Genomic DNA, 17,723 nt, shown 5'->3' with positions numbered 1-17,723 from the left:
CAACGCTCTAGAACTGGAAATAGATGAAGGGCGCCACGCCCTCGGGCCGCACCGCCTCGACCAGCAGTATGGCCGTCCCGATCAGCAGGCCCAGGGTGATCGACGGCGCCGTCTTCAGCCGCTCGGCCATGCCCTCGACGGCGCGCGGCGGCAGCCAGTGCATGGCCAGGCCGCCGACGATCAGGGTCAGCAGCAGCGGCGTCAGCACGACCACCGGCCCGATCCGCCCCAGGCCCTGCAGAACCTGCACCGCCAGATCGAAGCTCTCGGCCCGGAACAGGATCCAGCCCAGGCAGACGATGTGGAAGGTGACCAGCACCCCCACGACCGTCGGCAGCACGGACTTGCGCTCTTCCGCCCCCTCGGGCCGTTTGAACATCGCCCGCCCCAGCCGCTCGATCACCTGCACCCCCCCGTGCAGCGCGCCCCACGCCAGGAAGGTCAGCGCCGCCCCGTGCCACAGCCCGCCCAGCACCATGGTGATGAAGACGTTGATGCAGCTGGCGAACAGCCCCTTCCGTCCGCCCCCCAGCGGCACATACAGATAGTCCCTCAGCCAGCTCGACAGGCTGATGTGCCAGCGCCGCCAGAAGCTCTGCAGCGACGCCGCCCGGTACGGCTGGTCGAAATTCCTCGGGAAGGAATAGCCCAGCAGCGCCGCCAGCCCGATGGCCATGTCCGAATAGGCCGAGAAGTCGCAGTAGATCTGGACCGCATAGCCATAGACCGCCGCCGCGATGTCCACCGCCCCGTAGGCGGTCGGATCGAAGAACACCGGATCGACCAGGTTGGTCGACAGCTCCGAGGCGATCACCGTCTTCTTGAACAGCCCCCAGACGATCAGCAGCAGCCCGTGCGTGGCCATCACCCGCGTCAGCCGCGGCGTCCGCTCGAACTGCGGCAGCAGGTCCGAGGCCCGCACGATGGGCCCCGCCACCAGATGCGGGAAGAAGCTCATCAGCAGCATGACGTCCAGCAGGCTCTTGGCCGGCGGCGTCTTCCCGCGATGCACGTCGACGACGTAGCTGATGCCCTGGAAGGTGAAGAAGGAAATCCCCACCGGCAGCACGATCTGCAGCAGCGGCAGGTCCCGCTCCCAGCCGAACCGCATCAGCAGCTCGCCCGCCTGTTCGACGAAGAAGCCGTAGTATTTGAAGAAGCCGAGGATCAGCAGGTTGACCGCGACGCCCAGCCCGACCAGCCAGCCATTGCCTTTTCCGTCGCCGCGCCGCTCCCGGTCGCGCGCGATCAGCGCCGCCACGCCCCAGTTCAGGATCGCCGAGGCGATCAGCAGCCCGACGAAACGCCAGTCCCACTGGGCATAGAAGAACCAGCTGGCCAGCAGCAGGAACAGCTTGCGCCGCCCGTTCTCGCGATCCAGCGACCAGGCGGTGAAATAGACGACCAGAAAGAAGACGCCGAACGCCAGCGTGGGGAACAGCATCTAGTCCGCGCTCCCCGTCACGGACCGCGAATCCTTCCACGCGTCGTACGCGGCCAGCAGGTCGTCGGCCAGAACGCCGCCGATCCAGTCGGCCCCGGCGCCGGTGAAATGCACCCGGTCGCCGCGCATATAGGGCTCGGCCATCAACGCCAGCCGGTCCGCGGAACAGTCGCCGCCCATCCGTCCATGCCAGTCCCAGAACGCCACACCCATGTCGGCGGCGACCCGCCTCTGCACGTCCCGGACCATGGCCAGCGTCGGCGGAGGCGCGCGCAGGCCGTCGGCGCTGCAGCCGTCCACGACGCCGTTTCTCAGCGCGTCCGGAGCCCCGAGGATCAGGATCGAGGCCTGCCACGGCGCGAACCGCCGCATCTTCTCGACCTCCGCCCGCAGCAGCCGCTCGTAGGCCGCCGGATCGAGGGCGGGATCGAACCCCTCGTTGGTGCCGTAGGCGAGCACGACCAGGGATGGCGCGAGAAAGCCGATGACCATGCCCATCGTCGTCTCGTCCCGCGACGCCAGGTCCGCCAGCGTCGCCCCGGTCAGCCCGAGGCTGGACACCACCACCCCGGGGCCGGGGCGCTCGGTCCAGACGGTGTCGAGGATCACGCCCCGCCCGGTCCCGCGAAACGTCACCACCGGCGCGGGCCGGAACAGGTCCATCCGCTGGCACGACGGCCCGTTGTCGTCCGATCCGTTCAGGTCGACCGGCCACGGCGCCTCGTCGCCGACGTCGATGGACAGCCCCTCGCCCGGCCCTCGCGGCCAGCCGCAGACCCCGACCCGGCCGGCCTCCGCCCCCGGCTCCAGCCTCAGCGTCAACTCCGCCCCCGGAACCGCCCGCGCCCGCACCGCCCCCGGCCCGAACGCCGTCGTCTCCTCGCCCGCGACGGGGCGCAAGGGGGCCCGTTCCACCGTCCAGCCGCGCGCCTCCATCTGCACCTGATAGGGGGCATAGCCGTCATGCGGCGCACCCGCCGGCAGGACGCCCCGCCCTCCGGATCCGAAGCGCTGCTGCAGGACCGTCCTCAGCTTGCCGGTGATGCGGTCGCCAGCCGTATGGCTGTCGCCGAGCTGAAGGATGCGGACCGGCTCGCCCCGCGTCCCGTCCTCGGTCGCGGCCAAGGCCTCGAACAGGCCGGTCAGCGCTTCCGGCTGGCACAGACCGCCGGAGCAGACCGAAAATCCGGCCGCCGGCGTGGGCATGGGAACATAGGGAGTCGCCTGCCCGGCCGCGGCGAAGGCCGGCGCCGCCAACAGCCCCCATGCCAGGACCGCCCCGATCCCCCGCATGCTCAGCCGGCGGGTGTGGAATCGGACGCCGCCGGCCGGTCCAGCCCCGCGTCCCGCTTCAGCCGCTCGGCGACCGGCCCGCTCATGCGCAGGTACCCGGCCATCGACATGTGGATCCCGTCGTTGGCCCGCATCAGCACCTTGCGGCCGCTGGCGTTCGGCAGATAGGCCTCGTAGCGGCCCTCCTCGTTCGAGGTCAGGGCGGTCGTCTCCACGTAGGGCACGCCCAGCGCCCGCATCCGCGCCTCGACCACATCGTTGATCAGCGCCATCCGCCCGTCGAAGCGGCTGCTCTTCATTCGCGGCAACCCGACCCAGTAGACCGCCACATCACGGCTGCGCAGCATGGCCACCAGGTTGTCGATCCGCGTCGCATAGGCGGCTTTCCAGCCCTCGGTGCCGAAGTCGTGGATCACGCCGTCCAGGCTGATGCCCTGGGCGTCATTGGTGCCGAACAGGATCACCGCCACGTCGATCGGCGTCTCGTTGATCTGGCGCTCGGTCTTGGCCTGGATGTCCACGTAGTCGTAGCGGGACAGGCCGGTGGACACCTCCGAGAACTTGGTCACCGTCACCTTCGGCTGGTCCCTCAGGTCCCGGTAGAGGCCGGCGTAGAGGCCGTCGGCCATCGAGTCGCCGAACACCCCGATCCGCAACGGTCCCTGCGCGAGCCGCGCGGAGAGGGGCGTCACGGCGGGAACCGCGGGCGGGGCGGCGACCACGGCCGCCGGCGGGGCGGCGGGCGGGCTCTCCGCCGGCGCCGAGGCGTTGGCGCGGTCGCCCAGCATCACCGTGGGATTGCGCAGCCACTGACGGCCGTCGGGCGTCAGCAGCAGCCCGGCCGCGACCCCGACCAGAAAGGTCACCGTCAGTGTGTTGACGCCAGCCCGCACCTCGTCCCCCGAACGTGTATCCGCCAAGCTTGGTCTTTTACCCTATCGTCGCTGCCTGACCATCTCACGCCCGCCTCACGCGAAGAAAAAGGTTAACGCCACCACCGTCTCCTCCCCGTCGCGTAGCGATGGGGAGGGGGACCGCGAAGCGGTGGAGGGGCGAAACGGCGCAACGGTCGTGCGTCGGAAAGAGCCCCTCCGTCACGGCGCGCATTAGCGCCGCGCCACCTCCCCATCGCTGCGCGACAGGGAGGAGACGCAACAGTCCATGACGCTGTGCTGGCAATCCGCGAAAACATGGTCTGGTTCAGCGGAAAACATCCGCCCTTTTCAGCTACTTCGCCGTTTCTAGAAGCTATCTTCCATCCGGATAAGCCGGCGGGCGCATAATGCCGCCCTTCGACCGCGGTCTTTGACAATCGAATCCCCGCCCCGCCGCCGCAGGCGCGTCCCCTCAAACCCAATGTAGACTCTGCCGACTCTGCCACACCGAATTTCGCCGCCCACCCTGCCGACTCTGCCGACTCTGCCATCCCTTTTTTTTCGGTTTCACCCGGCAGAGCCCTTCACCGCCGCCCGGCGCGCTCCCGAGACTTGCCCCGCCCGCCCCGCCGCCGTAGAGACCGGAACAGGCCGTCGATATTCATCAGGCGGTGAAAATATGAGGAAGCGATGCGGAAGATCTTCCCCGACGCCAGATCCGCGCTGGAAGGCCTGACCTTCGACGGCATGACCGTCATGTCCGGCGGCTTCGGCCTGTGCGGCATCCCCGAGCACCTGATCGCCGCCCTGCGCGACAGCGGCGTCAAGGGCCTGACCGTCATCTCGAACAACGCCGGCGTCGACGGCTTCGGCCTCGGCCAGCTGCTCGAGACGAAGCAGATCGCGAAGATGATCTCCTCCTACGTCGGCGAGAACAAGGAGTTCGAGCGCCAGTATCTGGCCGGCGAGCTCCAGCTCGAGTTCAACCCCCAGGGCACGCTGGCCGAGCGCATCCGCGCCGGCGGCGCCGGCATCCCCGCCTTCTTCACCGCCACCGGCGTCGGCACCCTCGTCGCCGAGGGCAAGGAAGTCCGCGAGTTCGACGGCCGTCAGTACGTCATGGAGACCGGCCTCGTCGCCGACCTGTCCATCGTCAAGGCCTGGAAGGCGGACGAGCGCGGCAACCTCGTCTTCCGCAAGACCGCCCGCAACTTCAATCCAATGATGGCTACGGCCGGCAAGGTCACCGTCGTCGAGGTCGAGCAGATCGTCCCCACCGGCTCGCTCGACCCCGACCACATCCACACCCCGGGCATCTACGTCGACCGCATCGTCCAGACCGTGCCCGAGAAGCGCATCGAACAACGCACCGTCCGCCAGAGGGAGGCTTCGTAATGGCCCGGACCCGCGAACAGCTCGCCGAACGCGCCGCAAAGGAGCTGCAGGACGGCTTCTACGTCAATCTCGGCATCGGCATCCCGACCCTGGTCGCCAACTACATCCCCGAGGGGATGGAGGTGACCCTGCAGTCCGAGAACGGCATGCTCGGCATGGGCCCCTTCCCGTACGAGAACGAGGTCGATCCCGACCTGATCAACGCCGGCAAGCAGACGATCACCGAGATCCCCGAGACCAGCTATTTCAGCTCCTCGGACAGCTTCGCCATGATCCGCGGCGGCCACATCAACCTGTCCATCCTCGGGGCCATGGAAGTGGCCGAGAACGGCGACATCGCCAACTGGATGATCCCGGGCAAGCTGGTGAAGGGCATGGGCGGCGCCATGGACCTCGTCGCCGGCGTCAAGCGCGTGGTCGTGGTCATGGACCACGCCAACAAGCACGGCCAGTCGAAGGTGCTGAAATCCTGCACCCTCCCCCTGACCGGCACGGGCGTCGTCAGCCGCATCATCACCGACCTGTGCGTCTTCGACGTCAAGCCGGACGGCGCCGGCCTCGAGCTGATCGAACTGGCCGACGGCGTCACCCTCGACGAGGTCGCCGCGAAGACCGAGGCCAGCTACACCGTTGCCGAAGGCCTCAAGGCGTAGTCAAAGTTAACCCTTCGGGGCCGCGAGGCCGCTGGGGGGGACGGGCCAATGGCTGACGGAGGCTACCGCTGGCAGGGACACGCGCCGGCGCCCGACGCCGCCCGCGTCGAGGCGATCCACGCCGGCTACGATGAAGCCGGCGCCGCCACCTTCGCCGAGCCCGCCCGCGCCGCCGCCGTCGAACGCATCGACGCCGCCCTCGCCGCCGCCCGCGCCGGCGACCTGACCACGGCCGCGGACCAGCTGACCCGGGCGCGCTCGGTGCTGGCCGGCCTCGACCCCGCCGCCCTCGAGCCCCGCCGCGGCCTCGCCGGCCTGTTCGACAGCCGCCGCAAGCGCCTCAAGGCCTTCCGCGAAGCCTTCCGCCGCGCCGCCGCGTCCCTCACCGCGGCCGCCTCCGACCTGGCCGGACATGTCGAGGCCGCCGCCCGGCGCTCCGCCGCGCTGGACGGCGTCTGGACCGGGATCCGCGACGCCATGGTCGAGCTCGACGCCCACCTGTTCGCCGCCGCCCGCCGCCTCGCCGGCCATCGGCCCGCCGAAGACGCCCCGCCCCATCCGCTGGAAGCCCGCAAGGCCGCGCTCGACGCCTGCCGCGCCGCCGCCCTCGGCGCCCTGCCCCTGATCCGCGGCGCCCAGAACGCCGACGCCCGCGCCGCCGAGGCGCTCAAGGCCTGCAGCGACGGCATGGCCGCCTGGAGCCGGGACTGGAGCGAGGCCCTCGGTCTCGCCGGCAAGCGGCCCAGAAAGGTCCGCCCGGATCGCGAGCGCCTGCTCCGCCTGCGCGACGGGATGGTGGCCCGCATCGACCGGGCGCTCGCCGAACTGACCGCCTCCAGCGCCCGCCGCGCCGCCGTCGGGACGCGCCTGTCGGATCTGCGCGCGCCGCTCTGATCAGCCCGCGTTGGCGTCGGTCCAGGCCACGATCTGCGTATTCAGGTCGCGCGTGGCGATATCGAAGGCGTCGACGATGGCCGAGACCCGGTTCGCCGAGGCCGGCTGCTGGACCGTGAACGTCCGCTCCGCCGCCACCGTCCGGTCCGGCAGGGCCAGCAGCCGCGCCCGCGCCGTCACCACCACCGTCGGAACCGCGCCCGGCGCGTCATAGCGGGCCTCGAACGCGCGCACGTCGACGTCCAGCGACCGCTCGCCGCGGATCAGCTCGCGCGGCCCGATCAGCCGCACCCGCGTGGCCTGTCCGGCGAACGCGTTCTCGAGGCTCTCCATGTACAGGTCGCTGGCCGGCGACACCCACCGGGCTCCGGCGATGTAGGCGGTCTCGGTGCCGGTGACGCCCAGGATCTTGTCGCCCTCGACCGCCTCCGGGAACTGGACCCGCCGCAGGTTGACCTGGCGCAGACCCGCCTGCCCCTCGACCGCGGCGCTCGCCGCCGCCGGACCGCCGAAGCGATAGGTCTGCACCGGATCGGGCGTGGACAGCAGCGCGCAGCCGGCCACGGCCATGACGCCGGCCGCCGCGGTCGCGAGCTTGATCGAAGAGCGGATCACGGCTGGACCTCCATTTCCTTGCTCGGCGCGCGGCCGATGAACTCGCGCGGGCTGGACCGCACCTCGTCGATCAGCCCCTCCAGCGAGCGGGTCGCGTCCTCCAGCCCCTGGATCGCCTGCTGCATTTGCGGCAGGCCGGTGGTGACGAACTCGTTGACCGGGCCCTCGGCGCCCGTCGCGATCCGGTTGATCGACGCCACGGCCGTGCGGGCCTCCTGGGCGGCGGCGTTGATGTTGGCTACAGCCTCCCGGCCGTCGCCCTCGACGATGCCGCGGGTGCTGACCGCCAGCGCCTCGTATTCGGCGACCGCCGAGTTGGCTCTGGTCAGCGCCTGCTCGAGCTGCTGCAGCATCCCCTTGCGGGCTTCCAGCTCCGTGCTCAACGACTCGATGTTCTTCAGGCTGGTCGAGAACGAGCGGACATTGTCGTCAGACAGCACCCGATTGATCCGGTTCAGCGCATCCACGGTCTGCGCCAGCACCGTGCCCGATCCCGACAGCAGCTCCGCGATCGGCGACGGCTGGCTCTGGATCACCGGCACGACATTGTCGGGATATTGCGACTTCAGGATCGCGCTGTTCGGATTGCCCGCGGTGATCTGGATGTAGTTCAGGCCGGTGATGCCCTGCGGCTCCAGCTGGGCGCGCGAGGTCACCCTGACCGGCGTGGTGCCGTCGATGCGGATGCGCGCGATGACCTGGTCGCCCTTCTTCGGATCCAGGTTCAGGTCCGTGACCTCGCCGACCCGGATGCCGTTGAAATGCACCTCGCCTCCCTCCGACAGGCCCCGCACGGGACCGTAGAAGACGATGTCGTAGACGTCGTAGTCGCTGTTGAACTGCAGCCGGGCCAGCCAGATGGCGAACACCGCCAGCGCCGCCAGAAGGGCGATGGTGGCGATGCCGACGGCGGCATAGTGGGCGTCTCTTTCCATCTCTCCGCTCTCCTCAGGCGGCCTTCTTGCCGGCGCGACCGCGCGGGCCGAGGAAGTATTCCCTGATCCAGGGGTGGTCCGACTGTTCCAGTTCCTGAACGGTCGCCTTGGCCACGATCCGCTTGTCCGCCACCACCGCCACCTTGTCGGTGATGGCGTAGAGGCTGTCGAGGTCGTGGGTGATCATGAAGACCGTCAGCCCCAGATCGTCCGACAGCTGACGGATCAGATGATCGAAGGCGGCGGCTCCGATCGGATCCAGCCCGGCCGTCGGTTCATCCAGAAACAGCAACTCGGGGTCCAGCGCCAGCGCCCGCGCCAGACCGACGCGCTTGCGCATGCCGCCCGACAGTTCCGCCGGCTTCTGGTGATGCGCCTCCGGCTTCAGCCCGACCATGGCGATCTTCATCTCCGCCAGTTCGCGGATGACGTCCTTGGGCAGTCTGGTGTGCTCGACCAGCGGCGACGCCACGTTGTCGAGGACGCTCAGCGACGAGAACAGGGCGCCCTGCTGGAAGAGGACTCCTGTCCGGCGCTCGATATCGGCCGCCTGTTCCTTGCTGAGATCGGACATGTCGTGCCCGAACACCCGTACCGAACCGCCGTCCGGCTCCTTCAGGCCGATGATGGAATTGAGCAGCACCGTCTTGCCCGAGCCGGACCCGCCAACCACGCCGAGGATCTCACCACGCTCCACGTCGAGGTCCAGGTTCTCGTGGATGACGCGCTCGCCGAACTGGCTGAGCAGCCCCCGCACCTCGATCAGGGCTTCCGGCTTCGCGGCCGTTTTCTCCGTCGCGCCGGTCACCAGTTCAGCTCCAGGAAGATCATGGCGAAGACGGCGTCGAGAAAGATGATGGCGAAGATGGCCTGGACCACGGCCGCGGTGACCCGTCGGCCAAGGCTCTCGACATCGCCCGCCACGGCCATGCCCTGCCGGCAGCCGATGGCCGCGACCACGACGGCGAACACCGGCGCCTTGATCAGACCCACGCCCAGGTGAGTGGCCATCTTCGGATCTTCGATCATCCTCTGGATGAAGAAGGATGGCCCGTACGACAGCTCGCTCCACGTCACCAGCAAGCCGCCGAACAGACCGGCGATCATCCCCACGAAAGTCAGCAGGGGCAGCATGGCCAGCATGGCCGCCAGCCGGGGGATGACCAGCGCCTGGAAGGGATTCACCCCCATCACCTGCATGGCGTCGACTTCCTGGTTCATCCGCATGGAGCCGATTTCTGCGGCGAACGAGGAGGACGAGCGGCCGGCCAGCAGCACGGAGGTGATCACCACGGCGAACTCCCTCAGGACCGACACGGCCACCAGTTGGACGGTGAACACCGCCGCCCCGAACTGGGTCAGCATGTTCGCGCCCAGATAGGCGATCACCGCGCCGATGAAGAAGTTGGTTACGAGGATGATCGGTATCGCGTCGAGCCCCGCCCTTTCGCCCTGACTGAACCATGCCGCCCAGCGGATGCGGCCCGGGTGGCGCAACGCCGCCCCCACCGCCACGATCAGCCGACCGAGGAAGGCCAGCGACAGGGTCGCCTCCGCGACGATGTCCTGTATGCCGCGTCCGACCTTGGCGAAGGCGCGCACCCAGCCGGGGGACCGTCGCGGCGGGCCCGCACTCTCCCGCTCCAGCCGCTCGACCAGCGCATAGGTGCGCCCCGCCTCCGGCCGCTGCCGCCAGGCCGTCTCCGGCAGGACGCAGTTGCTGGCCTGGACAATGGCCAAGGCGCCCGCCGTGTCGAATCGCCCAAGTTCACTGAGGTCGACAGCATCGACGCAGCGCTCCGCGAGCGTTTCGTCCAGCCGGCGCGAGATCCGGCCAAGGTTGGTTGCGGTCCAGTCGCCGATCAGGCGCAGGGTCAGACGCCCCTCGCCGTCATCAATCTGAAAGTCCGCTGCAGCCATGCCCCTACCTAGATTGCGCCGTTCGCTTTGCCTACGGTTGGACCACGGCAAAGCTGGGCAGAGCGGAAGAACGCCGCCGGGGCGTAATCGTTCAGACACGTTGATTCACTGCTAGAGCAGTGATCTGGCCTGCTTCAGGTCGGCCACGAACCGGCTCCGCTCCCCGGCCCGGGCGGCGGCGTCCGGAATGCGCAGCAGATAGGACGGATGCACCGTCAGCAGGGCCTTGGCCCCGTCGGGGAGGTCTATGCCCCGGCCTCGTTCCCTGGTCACGGCGACCTTGCGCGACAGCACACCGAGGGCCGCCGTCGCCCCCAGCGTCACGATAACCCTCGGCTTGACCAGCCGTCGCTCGGCGTCCAGCCACCATCGACAGGCGCTGACCTCGCCCGTGGAGGGCGTCTTGTGCAGTCGCCGCTTGCCGCGGGGTTCATGCTTGAAATGTTTGACGGCGTTGGTGACGAAGACGTCATCCCGGTCAATGCCGGCCTCGTCGAGGGCGAGATCCAGCACCCGTCCGGCAGGTCCGACGAAGGGATGGCCGGCGAGGTCTTCCTGATCGCCCGGCTGCTCGCCGACGATCATCAGCTTCGCCTTCTTCGGCCCCTCGCCGCAGACTCCCTGGGTCGCATCCCGCCACAGCGGGCACCGGCGGCAGGCCTGCACCGCCTGATCAAGTTCGGCGAGGGTCGATGGCACGAAGCCTTCCTCGAAGGACCGATCCGGGTTCATTCGCGACAGGGTCTTCGCAAGACGGGCGTTCGGTTCGGGGGCGGGGGCGGAGACCATGGCTTCCGTCCGAACCTCCGACCGCGCCACCAGTTCCGGGATCAGCGCCGCCTCGGGCAGGTTCTTCCAGTAGCGCCGGGGCATTTCGCCCTGCATCGCCCTGGTCTTCAGCCGCGCGGGGTTGAACGTCGAGGCGTAGTAGGTCTTCCAGAACTCCTCCATCTCGTCTTCGGCGGGGGCCATATCGCGGGTGGCCGGAGGACCGAGGGCGAGGACCTGTCCGTCCCAGTACGCCGCTCCGTCCGGAGTCAGAATCGACCAGCGCATCGCCGTGAACCGGCGGGCGAAGAACGGCGCCGTCTTTTCAAGAACCCGGTGAGCCGGCTCGAACCATGCGATCCAGTGTTCGCCCGCCTCGTCCTCCACCTGTCGGAAGCGAACGAAGGCCTTCATCTTGTGGCTGGCCCGGCTGACGTTCTTCGCGCGCCCGAGCGCATCGGCCACGTCGGGATCGGTGACGATCTTCATCAGGTCGGGTTCGTCGCCCAGCCGCCACAGCAGGCGGTACAGCAGGTCGAACCGGTCGCCGGAGCGATGCAGGATCACCTCCTGCGCCAGCCCGACGAAGCTCTGGGGCACGCTGAACGCCGCAGCGCCGGAGGCGGGCGGAGGCAGGCTTTCGTCGAACAGACCGTCCGCACCGGGCCCGATCCGGAATCCCGCCCGCTCCGGCCTTACGCCAGCCAACCGGAAGGCTCGCGCCGCCTTGCGCCAACCGTCGAAATCGGTCTCGCCGTCCAGACCCGCGACGTGCATCAGAACAGGCTCATCTGCACCGGGGCCGGATCCGGCGCGATGCGCGCGCGCAGGTCGGCGGCGTCGGTCAGCCCACCAGGCGTCCAGTCCAGCGCCGTGATGAACGGGCGGACCTTGTTGACGCCGCGACAGAGCCGGCCGACATCCTCGAGCCGAAGCGTACGCCAGCGCCGCACCGACACGATGCGGTCGACGGACTTGACGCCCAGCCCGGGCACCCGAAGCAGCATCTCTCGCGGGGCGGTGTTCACATCGACCGGAAACTGCTCGCGCCGGTTCAGGGCCCAGGCCAATTTGGGATCGATGGCGAGGTCCAGCATGCCGTCCGTCGCCGCCTCGCCGATTTCCGGCGCGGAGAAGCCGTAGAACCGCATCAGCCAGTCCGCCTGATACAGTCTGTGCTCTCGCATCAGCGGCGGCTTCGCCAGCGGCAGGGCGCTCGAGGAATCCGGGATCGGGCTGAAGGCCGAATAGTAGACGCGGCGCAGGCCATAGCCTCCATAGAGCGAGGCGCTGCGGGCCATGATCTCGGTGTCAGCGGCCCCGTCCGCACCGACAATCAGTTGCGTGGATTGGCCGGCGGGTGCGAACCTGGGCGGCTTGATCCGGTCCCGCTTGCCCGGCCTCGCGGCTTCGGCCGCCATCCTGACCTGGCCCATCGCCTTCTTGATGACCCCGATGTCCTTCTGGGGCGCGAGCCGCTTCAGCGCCTCGTCGCGGGGCAACTCGATATTGGCGGACAGGCGGTCGGCGTAGAGTCCAGCCTCCTCGACCAACCGCGGGTCTGCCTCCGGGATCAGCTTCAGATGGATGTAGCCGCGGAAGTCGTGCTCGGTGCGCAGCTTCTTCGCCACCAGCACCAGTTGCTCCATCGTGTAGTCGCCCGAGCGGATGATGCCTGACGACAGGAACAGTCCCTCGATATAGTTCCGCTTGTAGAAACTCAGCGTCAGATCGACCACCTCATCCGCGGTGAACCGGGCCCGGGGAACGTTGGAGCTCGCCCGGTTGATGCAGTAGGCGCAGTCGTAGACGCAGAAATTGGTCAGCAGGATCTTCAGCAGCGAGACGCAGCGGCCGTCCGGCGTATAGGCGTGGCAGATGCCCATTCCCTCGGTCGAGCCGACCCCCTTGCCGCCGACGGAGTCCCGGCTCGATGTGCCGGACGAAGCGCAACTTGCGTCGTACTTGGCGGCGTCCGCGAGGATGGAGAGCTTTCGCCGGAGATCGATCTGGGCCATTTGTTCACACTATGTTCCACCGGGAACATTGCGTCCAGCTTGGCCGGAGGGGCGATTTGCCGCGTCAGGTCAAATAGTTGAGCAGCGACACCTGTCTCAGCTGGGATATCACCTGCGCAGACGCCTGGATCGCCACCTGCGACAGCTGCAGATCGGTGATCGCGACGGCCATGTCGGCGTCGGTCCGGTTCGACACCAGTTCGTCGAGTGAGCCCAGCTGGGCCTCGTGACCCTTGGTCACGCTCTCGACCTGGTTAGCCATGGATCCGGTCTTGGCGATCTTGTCGATCACCGCCGTCGCCGCCTGTTCCAGCCGGCCGAACTGGGTGGTGAGGAAGGTCTTCTGGGCTTCCGTCACCTTGCCGGTCAGCGGCCCGTTGACGCCCGTGTGATAGGCCTGGATGTCGCGAAGTATCTCGAGCACCTCGCTGCCCAGTTCGTCGGCGAGAAAGCCGGTCTCGAGGGTTGTGCCCTCCGCCACCCGGCTTGCCGTCTTGAGCGTGTCGTTGACGAATACCGAGGCGACGGTTGGCGCGGCCGCCAGTTCGTCGAGGCTGGCGACGGTGACCGGCGATGTCGCCGTCGAGGCCCCCGAGAACAGATATCCGCCGTGGTGCCGCATGGTGAGCCCGCCGCGGATGGCCTGGAATTGCCCCTCCAGTTCCAGCATCAGCGAGCCCGCGGAATCCGTGGCCAGAACGCTGCCGACCGCGTCCCGCAGGCCGGCGATGCCGTCGCTGATCTGGGTCATGGCGAGGTCTTGCGTCGTCAGCCGCGCGGTGACCGCTTTCGAGGTGTCGATGAAGCCCTGGATCCGGCTCTGCGCTCCCTTGAGCGCCGTCAGCGTCTCGGCCTGCCGGCCAAATCCTGTCAGGTCGGTTGCGTTCTTCTGGGTCGACACCCGCTCCTGCGCATCGGCCGCGCGAGTCTGGGCCTTCATCAGGTCGAGAAGGGCCGACTGGTAGTTTCCGAAGGTGGCGACGCGGGTCATCAGATCATCCCCAGAAGCGTGTCGTACATGTCCTTGGCCGCCTGGATCAGTCGCGCCGAGGCGTTGAAGGCCTGCTGGTAGGTGGTCATCAGGACCAGTTCCTCGTCCAGATTGACCCCCTCATAGGCAGTCTGGCGGGCCGAGGCCTCGGTCGCCAAGGCCGCCGCCGTCTCACTTCGGTTCTTGGCCGCCGCCGCCTTGCCGCCGATCTCGCCCGACAGTTCGGAGGCGTATCGCGAAACCGAGATGAGGCCGCCTGACGAGTCCCCGGCCGCGGCGAAGTTCGCCGCCCGCTCGCCTGCGTCGGCCAGCAGCAGCGCACCCCGGCCGTCACCCGGGCTTAAGGCCGAAGCGCCGACCGCGGCGGACAGGTTGAACTGGGCCAGCGCCAGCTTCCCGGGACTTTGGCGAATGTCGGTGCGCAGCGAGAAGCCGTCCGCGCGGGAAGCCCGGACGCCGCCGCCGATGCCGAACAGTTCCGTGACCGAAACGCCCGACGGAACCTGGATGGTCGTGTCCTCGAGCACGCTCATCGCCGGCGCGGGAGCGCCATAGCCGGTGAAGCTGAGCGAGCCGTCGGCGGCCAGGGCGAACGAGCCGAAACGGCCCACCCCAGTCGCCGGATCGTTCAGGGCGGTGATCAGGTCGCCGACCGTGCCGCCGGGCGGCACGGCTACCTGGATATCGCGCAGCTTGGATCCGCTCTCGCCCGTGAAGCGGAAGGTCAGGGCCTCGCCCGCCGTGAAACCGTGGAGAGAGGCCGCGGTCATGCCCGTCTCGTAAAAGGCCGGGCGGTCGGTCGAGATCAGATCATTGAGCCCGAAATAGTGCGAGAAGCCCCGACCGGCCTTGCTCGAAGGACTGGTCGGGTCGTCAGCCACGGCCACGCCGTTGGCGCCGCTCGCCGCAATGGTCAGCTTGCCGTCGACGAAGCTGGCGGTCGCCGCCCCGCCCAACTGGGCATTGAGAACCGTCAGGAAGCTCGCCGGCGTCGCGGCGACGCCGTTCACCGTCATGGTGGCGCCGCTGAAGACGATGTCGGCGCGGCTCTGCACGACTCCGGCGGCGTTGGTGACAGCGACCGTAGTCTGACCGCTGAAGCCGGCGATCGCGCTTTCGAACGTCTGGCCGACATTGCGGCCAGTCAGACTGTTCGGGGCCGGGACGGCGCTGTTGGCGTTATGGGCCCGGTTCAGTTCGTCGGCGACGTGGGCCACCAGTTCGGCGAGCCGCTCGGCGGTCGCGGGCGCCTCGACGTCGCGCAACTCGACCAGACCCTTGATCTCGCCGGACACGACGTTGTCCAGCAAGGAGCGCTTCTGGCCGCCGGGCTCGGTGACCCAGATCTCGTTGAAGGCCGTCTCGCCCGTGACGGTGCCGGCTCGGGTGTAGCTGAGCGTCGCCGCCCCCTCCCCCGCCAGCAGGGTCCCGGCGCCCGTGCGGATCGAAACTCCGCCAACCGGCCGAACCGAAACCCGGATGTCCATGAGCTCGGCCAGTTGACCGATAAGGGCCGACTGGGCGGTTTCCGCGCCCGAGGCGTCGCCGTTGACCACCGTCGCGCGGGCGATCTCGAGGTTCAGTCCCTCGATCTGCTGCAGCAGGTTGTTGGCCTTCTCGATCGCGCTCTGGATGCGGCCGTCCGCGTCCTCCCGCACGGCCTGGATCTGTTCGCCAATGCGCCCCGCCTCATCGAACAGGGCCTGGGTACGGAACAGCGCATCCTGACGGCGCGGCGACGAGGTCGGATCCTCGGCGCTCGCGGCGAAGGCGGCGAACACCCCGTCGACCTGCGAGAAGAAGCCGCTGTCGCCGCCCGGATCGCCGAACAGCGACTGAATGCGGTCGTACAGTTCATGGCGCACGCCCTGCCGCGCCGCCTCTGCGCCCGCGTTCAGGCTGGCGGCCTGCAGGAAGCGGTCGGTCGCCAGGCGGATCCGCGCCACCTCGACTCCGGCGCCCATGCCCTCGCTGGTCAGGGTGACCTGGTCGGCGATCTTGCGGACATAGCCGGGTGTGTTGACGTTGGAGACGTTGTCGGAAACGACCCGAAGCTGGGTCTGGGCCGTGGCCAGGCCCGTAGTCGCCGTGTTCATTATGGCGTTCAGCGACATGCGAAGGCCTCCCACGCTGTGGCGCCCGGCAAGCCCTGCCAGCCGACGCGCGCTTTTTGCCCGGCGTCCTTCGCAGACGCTGCGCCCAAGTTACTGAAATTCCGCGAGATCGCGTTTCGCGCCTGTGACATGACCGGTCAGGGGCGCAAATCGCGGGCCAGAACTCCGGCGCCGCCGTGACGCTGGCGGCGCCGGGCAAGAATCGTCGCCACACGGCAAGATTGGACTGGGCTGCGACGGCGGCTCAGCGCGGCATTCGAAGAATATCGCGTGTTTTTTCCGCTGGTTAGACGGACGGCTTGAACTGGCCCGCGACTTGCGCCGCGGCGTCCGAATGTCCGGCGCAGCAAGCGCCCCTGTCACCATCGCTCCGGCGACGCCCCTCGGGACCATGTCCGCGCAAGCCGTACTCTCCATAATGACGCCCGTCCGTCCGGCGACCCCGCGAGGGTCGTCGGACGCTGACGCGTCCGGTTTCGGGGATCTGCTCGCCACCGCGCTCGCAGAGGACGATGGGGCCCCTCGCACCACGGCGGGCCGGGCGACCTCTCGCGCCGAAGAGGCGACGCAAGGCGACCAGGCGCTGGTCCGCGAGGACGAAGCCGTGACGCCTGAAGTCCTGATCACGGCGCCGCCTGCCGCCCCCACGGTCCTCGTTCCAAAGGGCGACACGGAATCCGGCCCCCAGGTCCTGCCCGGGGAGTTCGCTCCCAAGGGGGCCGAGCCCCTTGTCCTGCCGGGTGAAGCCGCGGCGAAGGCCGACGAGCCGCTTTTGCAGCCGGGCACGCCGGTCGCGAAAGGCGGGGAGCCGCAGGTTCTGCCCGGGACGGCCACCGCGAAGGGCTCCGATCCCCTCGTCCTGCCGGGCGCCGCGACCGCCAAGGGATCCGGGCCTCAGATCCTGCCGGGCTCCGGCGTCGGCAAGGGCCCCCAGCCGCAGGTCCTGCCGGGCGAGGAGCCCCTCGATGCCGCCCTGCCGGCGGGCAATGGAGACACGATGCAGGAGGCGCCGTCCGCCGACCTGACGTCGCCGTCCCTGCAGGCAAGGCCCGGCGCAGCTCCGGTCCCCCAGCCCCTGCCGCCTCTGCGCCCCTTGGCCGAACGCACCTCGAAACCCCTCGACGACGCCGCGAAGGCCCTCGAGGCCACGCCGCCCGCGGAGGGCAAGGCGGGCGCCCCGTCCACGACGCCGGCCATGACGCAGCCTGAGCCGCCGGCGAAGACGGCCGCCGCAAGCCCCGCCCCGCTTCCGGCTCCGGCGACCGACGCCCTGTCGGCGCCTGCGGAATCCGGACCGGCCGGAGAGCCGCCGCCGGCCCAGGCCGAAGCGGCCGCCCCCGTTCGGGATCACACCCTGTCGACCCTCTCCCGCGCGACCATCGACGCCACCGCGCAGATCGCGGCCCAGATCCTGCGCAAGCTTGAAGGCCGCTCGACCCGGTTCGAGATCGCGCTGAAGCCGGCGGAACTCGGCCGGGTGGACGTGAAGCTGGACATCGACGCCGAGGGTCGGCTGGCCGCCCGCCTCGCCTTCGACAACCCGGCCGCCGCCACGGACCTTCGCGGCCGCGCCGACGAACTGCGCCGCCAGCTCGAGGCAGCCGGCTTCCAGCTCGCCGACGACGCCTTCGAGTTCGCCGAGCGCGACAGCGGCTCCAGCGCCTTCGACCGCGGGCAGGACGCCCGGCATGGCCAGAACCGCGCCTTCGCCGCCGCCGCGCGCCTCAAGTCTGAAATCGACGTGGCCCAGCCGCCGCAATGGCTGGCGCTCTCCCTCTCGCCCTCGGGCGTGGACATGAAGGTCTGAC

Annotated in this window: 15 protein-coding genes; 4 read left to right on the top strand and 11 right to left on the bottom strand. The window is 69.1% G+C overall.

What is annotated here, in order from left to right; genetic code table 11:
* Window positions 1-7: 7 nt before the first annotated feature.
* From VEA62_RS08280 to VEA62_RS08270, 3 genes are read right to left on the bottom strand one after another with little or no spacing between them, the layout of a single operon-like run.
* A complete protein-coding gene (locus tag VEA62_RS08280) occupies window positions 8-1,444 on the bottom strand; it encodes an MBOAT family protein (protein ID WP_324820465.1) in 1,437 nt (478 codons plus the stop codon).
* Entirely contained in the window at window positions 1,445-2,737 is a 1,293-nt protein-coding gene (locus VEA62_RS08275; protein WP_324820463.1) for a hypothetical protein, read from the bottom strand.
* Window positions 2,738-2,739: 2 nt separating this feature from the next.
* A complete protein-coding gene (locus tag VEA62_RS08270) occupies window positions 2,740-3,657 on the bottom strand; it encodes a DUF459 domain-containing protein (RefSeq protein ID WP_324820461.1) in 918 nt (305 codons plus the stop codon).
* A 645-nt stretch (window positions 3,658-4,302) separates the two neighbouring features.
* On the opposite strand from VEA62_RS08270, the gene VEA62_RS08265 reads away from it, so the two are divergent.
* The 3 genes from VEA62_RS08265 to VEA62_RS08255 are packed head-to-tail and all read left to right on the top strand — an operon-like array spanning window position 4,303 to window position 6,554.
* Window positions 4,303-5,007, top strand: coding sequence for a CoA transferase subunit A (locus tag VEA62_RS08265; protein ID WP_324820459.1), 705 nt, complete (start codon window positions 4,303-4,305; stop codon window positions 5,005-5,007).
* Window positions 5,007-5,660, top strand: a complete 654-nt coding sequence (locus tag VEA62_RS08260) for a 3-oxoacid CoA-transferase subunit B (protein WP_324820457.1) — start codon at window positions 5,007-5,009, stop codon at window positions 5,658-5,660. Before VEA62_RS08265 ends, VEA62_RS08260 begins: the two co-directional genes overlap by 1 nt.
* A gap of 48 nt (window positions 5,661-5,708) precedes the next feature.
* Window positions 5,709-6,554 (top strand): hypothetical protein, encoded by an 846-nt coding sequence (locus tag VEA62_RS08255; RefSeq protein WP_324820455.1) that lies wholly within the window; start codon window positions 5,709-5,711, stop codon window positions 6,552-6,554.
* Here the strand turns inward: VEA62_RS08255 and VEA62_RS08250 are convergent, their stop codons facing one another.
* The 8 genes from VEA62_RS08250 to flgK form a co-directional block, all read right to left on the bottom strand.
* Window positions 6,555-7,169: an ABC-type transport auxiliary lipoprotein family protein gene (locus VEA62_RS08250; protein ID WP_324820453.1), complete on the bottom strand. Its 615-nt coding sequence runs from the start codon at window positions 7,167-7,169 to the stop codon at window positions 6,555-6,557.
* The gene (locus VEA62_RS08245; protein ID WP_324820451.1) at window positions 7,166-8,104 is read right to left on the bottom strand and encodes an MlaD family protein; all 939 of its coding nucleotides are present in this window, start codon (window positions 8,102-8,104) and stop codon (window positions 7,166-7,168) included. Before VEA62_RS08245 ends, VEA62_RS08250 begins: the two co-directional genes overlap by 4 nt.
* A gap of 13 nt (window positions 8,105-8,117) precedes the next feature.
* The gene (locus VEA62_RS08240; RefSeq protein ID WP_324820449.1) at window positions 8,118-8,912 is read right to left on the bottom strand and encodes an ABC transporter ATP-binding protein; all 795 of its coding nucleotides are present in this window, start codon (window positions 8,910-8,912) and stop codon (window positions 8,118-8,120) included.
* The gene (locus VEA62_RS08235; protein ID WP_324820447.1) at window positions 8,909-10,024 is read right to left on the bottom strand and encodes an ABC transporter permease; all 1,116 of its coding nucleotides are present in this window, start codon (window positions 10,022-10,024) and stop codon (window positions 8,909-8,911) included. Before VEA62_RS08235 ends, VEA62_RS08240 begins: the two co-directional genes overlap by 4 nt.
* Window positions 10,025-10,135: 111 nt before the next feature.
* A complete protein-coding gene (locus VEA62_RS08230) occupies window positions 10,136-11,569 on the bottom strand; it encodes a UdgX family uracil-DNA binding protein (RefSeq protein ID WP_324820445.1) in 1,434 nt (477 codons plus the stop codon).
* Window positions 11,569-12,810 carry a putative DNA modification/repair radical SAM protein gene (locus VEA62_RS08225; RefSeq protein WP_324820443.1) on the bottom strand — a complete coding sequence of 414 codons (1,242 nt, stop codon included), beginning with the start codon at window positions 12,808-12,810 and terminating at the stop codon, window positions 11,569-11,571. Before VEA62_RS08225 ends, VEA62_RS08230 begins: the two co-directional genes overlap by 1 nt.
* 64 nt (window positions 12,811-12,874) lie before the next feature.
* Window positions 12,875-13,801, bottom strand: coding sequence for a flagellin (locus tag VEA62_RS08220; protein WP_324820441.1), 927 nt, complete (start codon window positions 13,799-13,801; stop codon window positions 12,875-12,877).
* The gene (gene flgK, locus VEA62_RS08215; protein WP_324820439.1) at window positions 13,801-15,915 is read right to left on the bottom strand and encodes a flagellar hook-associated protein FlgK; all 2,115 of its coding nucleotides are present in this window, start codon (window positions 15,913-15,915) and stop codon (window positions 13,801-13,803) included. Before flgK ends, VEA62_RS08220 begins: the two co-directional genes overlap by 1 nt.
* A gap of 418 nt (window positions 15,916-16,333) precedes the next feature.
* On the opposite strand from flgK, the gene VEA62_RS08210 reads away from it, so the two are divergent.
* On the top strand, window positions 16,334-17,722 hold the full coding sequence (locus VEA62_RS08210) for a flagellar hook-length control protein FliK (protein WP_324820437.1): 1,389 nt from the start codon (window positions 16,334-16,336) through the stop codon (window positions 17,720-17,722).
* Window position 17,723: the final 1 nt, after the last annotated feature.

The organism is Brevundimonas sp. (assembly GCF_035627475.1).
Lineage (GTDB): Bacteria > Pseudomonadota > Alphaproteobacteria > Caulobacterales > Caulobacteraceae > Brevundimonas.
This window is presented reverse-complemented; position numbering and strand designations above follow the sequence as displayed.